This window comes from Azospirillum formosense, assembly GCF_013340925.1.
GTDB lineage: Bacteria > Pseudomonadota > Alphaproteobacteria > Azospirillales > Azospirillaceae > Azospirillum > Azospirillum formosense.
Genome location: NZ_WHOR01000351.1, coordinates 1 through 4,858 on the forward strand (window position 1 = coordinate 1; position 4,858 = coordinate 4,858).

Below are 4,858 nucleotides of genomic sequence, written 5' to 3' on the forward strand. Positions count from 1 at the left end.
GGCCCCGCCCCCCCCGTTGGCCCCCCGGGCGCCCGGGGGGCGCGGGCGCCCGCCCCCGCCCCCACCCCCCTGCGCGGGGGGGGGGCGGGGCACGGGGGGCGGGGGGGGGGGCCCCGCGCCCCCCCCCGCCGGGCGTGGGGGCCCGCCCGCAGCCGCCACGCCGTGGGCACGGCGACCCTGGCCGACGTCTTCACGGCGGAGACGCAGGTCCGCTCCACCGAGTCGCAGCTGGTGGCGCTGGGGGTGCAGCGCGCCCAGTTCGAGCACGCCATGGCGGTTCTGGTCGGGCAGGCGCCCGCCGCCTTCGTGCTGGCCCCGGCGCCTCTGACCGCGGCGGTCCCGGCGATCCCGCCCGGTGTGCCCTCCGCCCTGCTGGAACGCCGGCCGGACATCGCGGCGGCGGAGCGGCAGATGGCCCAGGCCAACGCCCAGATCGGCATCGCGGAGTCGGCCTGGTATCCGGACGTCGTGCTGTCCGGCTCCCTCACCAACAGCGCGACGATCCTGCCGCGGCTGCTCCAGGCGCCGACAGCGCTCTGGGCAGTCGGGGCGCAGGTCGCCCAAACCCTGTTCGACGGCGGCACGCGGACGGCCGAGGTGGAGCTGCGCCGCGCCGTCTTCGACCAGACCGTGGCGCAGTACCGCCAGACCGTGCTGACCGCCTTCCAAGAGGTCGAGGACCAGCTCGCCGCCCAGCGCATCCTGGCGCAGCAGGCCGCCGTGCAGGACGACGCGGTGCGGCTGGCGCGCGAGGCGGAGCGGCTGACCCTGAACCAGTACCGGGCCGGCACCCTGCCCTACAGCAGCGTCCTGACCGCCCAGACCGCCGCCCTGTCGGACGAGGAAAGCGCCCTGTCGGTGCGGCAGAGCCGCCTGCTGGCTGCCGTCTCGCTTCTCCAGGCGCTGGGGGGCACTCCGCCGAATTTTTAATCCGGGGAAAGGCCGGGCTACCCCTTCGGACTCCGCATCGGAAGTGGTGCGGGAGGGAGGCGGCCAATCCTTTGGAAAAACGGGTAAAATCCGCGCAAATGCTGACGGTTTGGGTGGCGCCGGGGTTATCCCACTGGACGGGCTAGCCCGCAATTTCAGTAACGTCACCGGGAACTTGAGATTTATCTGAGTCCCGTGCGTTCAACCCCAAAGAAAAGCAGGCGCAGCATGATCCTCGATGCTCGCTCGGTGTCCTCGGGCACCAACCTTGACGCGGACCTCTGCATCGTCGGCGCCGGCGCCGCCGGGCTCGCCATTGCCCGTGCGCTGGCCGGTTCGCGCTGGAAGATCGTCCTCCTGGAGAGCGGTGGGCTCGACCCCGACGGCCACACCCAGTCGCTTTACGCCGGCGAGAATCTCGGCCTGCCCTACGAGCGGCTGTCGACCGCGCGCAGCCGTTATTTCGGCGGCAGCACCAACTGCTGGGGCGGCTTCTGCCGGCCCTTCGAGCCGATCGACATGGAGGCGCGGCCCTGGGTGCCGAACAGCGGCTGGCCCTTCGGACCGGAGGTTCTGGCCCCCTACTACGCCCGCGCCCACAGCCATCTGAACCTGCCGTCGCGCATCTACGACAACGGCCATTGGGAACAGACCCTGGCGCCGGACGGAATCGAGCTGCTGCCGGTGGAGGGCGGCGCGCTGGAGAACCGCATCGCCCAGATCAGCGACCAGCCGCGCGTCGGCGTGACCTCCGTCGACGAGATCGTCCAGGCCACGAACATCGCCTGCTACCTGAACGCCAACGTCACCGAGTTCGAGACCAACGACACCGCCACGGTGGTCGAGCGGGTGCGCTGCGCCGCGCTCAGCGGCGCCCGCTTCACGGTCACCGCGCGGCAGTTCGTCCTGTGCTGCGGCGGCATCGAGAACGCCCGCCTGCTGCTGCTGTCCAACCGGGTGCAGAGCGCCGGTCTGGGCAACGGCCACGATCTGGTCGGCCGCTACTTCACCGACCACCCGCGCATCAAGGCCGGCTCCGTCCGCCTGACCGACCAGGCGCGGCACCGCCGCCTCTACGACATGACGCTGACCCTGTCGCGCCGCCGGCTGAACGCCAAGCACCTTCCCGTCTCCGCCTCCCTGTCGCCGACGGTGGAGACGCAGCGCCGGCTGGGGCTGATGAACTCGCGCAGCTATCTGGTGGCGCAGTACCACGGCGAGGCAACCGCCGGGGTGCGCGCGCTGCACGACCTGCGCATGCTGATGTCCGACCGCCGCAAGTTCGGCCACGCCGAGGGCGACCTGCGCGCCCTGCTGCGCGAGGCGGTGCCGCAGATCGCGCTGCATCTGCCGAACCTCGCCTACGCGCTGTTCGACAATGTGGTCAACCCGGCCTGGGTGGCGCGCAGCTTCCTGCTGGAGACCATCGTGGAGCCGGTGCCCAACCCGGACAGCCGCGTCACCCTGGCGGCGGAGCGCGACGCGCTCGGCCTCAACCGGGCCGACACGGTCTGGCGCCTGACCGAGCAGGACCGCGACAACTTCCTGCGCACCAACGAGCTGGTGCGGACGGAGCTGACCCGCAATGGCCTGATCACGGTGACCGACCCCGACCCGCAGGAGGCCGCCGAACGCGCCTGGGCGGAGCGCATCTCCTGGTGCTGGCACCATATGGGCACCACCCGCATGCACGACGACCCGAAGCAGGGCGTGGTGGACGCGCGCTGCAAAGTGCACGGGATGCACAACCTGTACATCGGGGGCAGCTCGGTCTTCCCCAGCATGGGCTGCGACCACCCGACCATCAACCTCGTGGCGCTGGCCTTCCGCCTCGCCGAGGAGGTTTCGGCCCAGCTTCAGCACGACCGCGCCGTCACGCTGGAGGGCCAGCAGGCGGCGTGAACGCCGGTCCGGCGCGGGCGGGAAGCATGTTCCCGCCCGCAACCCCCTATCCCGGCCCCAATCCCGGTTGACCGAGAAATCAACTCAACTACTCTTGGGGCAAGAAGGGTCCAAGGGACAAGGGACGTTGGGGACGGGGATGGCGGACGATATCGGGACGGGAAATCCGGACCTCATGCTGCGCTTTCAGGCCATGCTGGACACGGTGCCGGACGGGATCGTCATCATCGATGCCGAGGGGCGCATCCAGACCTTCAACCCGGCCTGCGAGCGGCTGTTCGGCTGGACGGCGGCGGAAGTCATCGGCCACAACGTCAAGATGCTGATGCCGCCGCCCTACCGGGAGGAGCATGACGGCTATCTGGAGCGCTACCACCGCACCGGGGAGCGCCGGATCATCGGCATCGGGCGCGAGGTCACCGGCCTGCGCCGCGACGGCACCACCTTCCCGATGGAGCTGTCGGTCGGCGAGGCCTGGCGGGAGGCCGGCGGCGGCGGGGTCTACATCGGCATCATCCGTGACATCAGCGAGCGCAAGCGGGCCGAAACCGCCCTGCGCGAGCGCGAGGCCCGCCTCACCTCCATCCTGGAGACGGTGCCCGAGGCGATCATCGTCATCAGCGAGCGCGGGCTGATCGAGTCCTTCAGCCCGGCGGCGGAGCGGCTGTTCGGCTACAGCGCCGCCGAGGTGACGGGGCGGAACGTCAGCCTGCTCATGCCCTCCCCCTACCGGGAGCAGCACGACCGCTACATGGACCATTACCTGACCACCGGGGAGCGCCGGATCATCGGCATCGGGCGGGTCGTCTCCGGCCTGCGCCGCGACGGTTCGGTCTTCCCGATGGAGCTGGCGGTGGGCGAGGTGCAGTTGGCCGGGCATCGCTGCTTCACCGGCTTCATCCGCGACCTGACCGAGCGGCAGGCGACCGAGAAGCGCCTTCAGGAGCTTCAGGCCGAGCTTCTGCACGTCAGCCGGGTCAGCGCCATGGGCCAGATGGCCTCCACCCTGGCGCACGAGCTGAACCAGCCGCTGACCGCCGTCATCAACTACGCCAAGGCGGTGAAGCGCCTGCTCGACCGTCCGGACGGGGCGGACAAGGCGCGGGAGACCATGGACAAGGCCACCGCCCAGGCCGCCCGCGCCGGCCAGATCATCCGCCGCCTGCGCAACTTCATCGAGAAGGGCCAGACCGAACACACGGTGGAGAGCATCGGAAAGGTGGTGGAGGAGGCCAGCGCCCTCGCCCTGGTCGGCGCCAAGGAGCGCGGCGTCCATGTCCGGCTGGAGATGAGCGGCGACGAGCGGCCGGTGCTGATCGACAAGATCCAGATCCAGCAGGTCGTCCTCAACCTCGTCCGCAACGCCATCGAGGCGATGGCCGAGTCGGAGATTCGGGAACTGACGGTCGCCACCGGTCCCGACCCGGAGTCGGCGGCGCTGATGCGCGTCACCGTCCGCGACACCGGCCCCGGCCTGAACGACACCGTCCTGGCCCAGCTCTTCCAGCCCTTCGTCACCACCAAGGAGAAGGGGATGGGGCTCGGCCTGTCGATCTGCCGGTCGATCATCGAGGCCCATGGCGGCCGCCTGTGGTTGGAACCGGGGGAGGAAGGGGCCACCTTTGCCTTCACCGTGCCGGTTGCCGGAGAGGATGATGCGCCCTGAACCCCCATTGCCGCCCGAATTATCCCCGTCGGACATGACGGTCTTCGTCCTGGACGACGACGAGGCGGTGCGCGATTCCGTCGTGATCCTGCTGGAATGCGAGGGCTTCCGGGTCGAGGGCTTCGCGTCCCCCCTCGCCTTTCTGGAGTCGGACGCGCCGTCGCGTCCCGGCTGCCTGCTGGTCGATGTGCGGATGCCGCAGATGAGCGGGCTCGACGTGCAGGAGCGTCTGGTGCAGGAGGGGCGCGGCCTGCCGGTGATCGTCATGACCGGCCACGCCGACGTGCCCCTGGCGGTGCGGGCCATGAAGGCCGGCGCCGTCGACTTCGTGGAGAAGCCCTTCGACGAGCAGGCGCTGAT

The 4,858-nt window shown here is 70.5% G+C and carries 4 protein-coding genes; all 4 read left to right on the forward strand.

The genetic code is table 11. The features are described from left to right. The first annotated feature begins 69 nt into the window (after nucleotides 1-69). Nucleotides 70-930, forward strand: a complete 861-nt coding sequence (locus GBZ26_RS26905) for an efflux transporter outer membrane subunit (protein WP_282184359.1) — start codon at nucleotides 70-72, stop codon at nucleotides 928-930. Nucleotides 931-1,158: 228 nt separating this feature from the next. Beyond that, nucleotides 1,159-2,832, forward strand: coding sequence for an FAD-dependent oxidoreductase (locus GBZ26_RS26910; RefSeq protein WP_174441452.1), 1,674 nt, complete (start codon nucleotides 1,159-1,161; stop codon nucleotides 2,830-2,832). Nucleotides 2,833-3,007: 175 nt separating this feature from the next. Beyond that, nucleotides 3,008-4,498 carry a PAS domain-containing sensor histidine kinase gene (locus GBZ26_RS26915; protein WP_174441453.1) on the forward strand — a complete coding sequence of 497 codons (1,491 nt, stop codon included), beginning with the start codon at nucleotides 3,008-3,010 and terminating at the stop codon, nucleotides 4,496-4,498. 34 nt (nucleotides 4,499-4,532) lie between these two features. After that, nucleotides 4,533-4,858, forward strand: a 326-nt coding sequence (locus GBZ26_RS26920; protein ID WP_174441454.1) for a response regulator transcription factor, incomplete at its 3' end; no start/stop codon positions are given.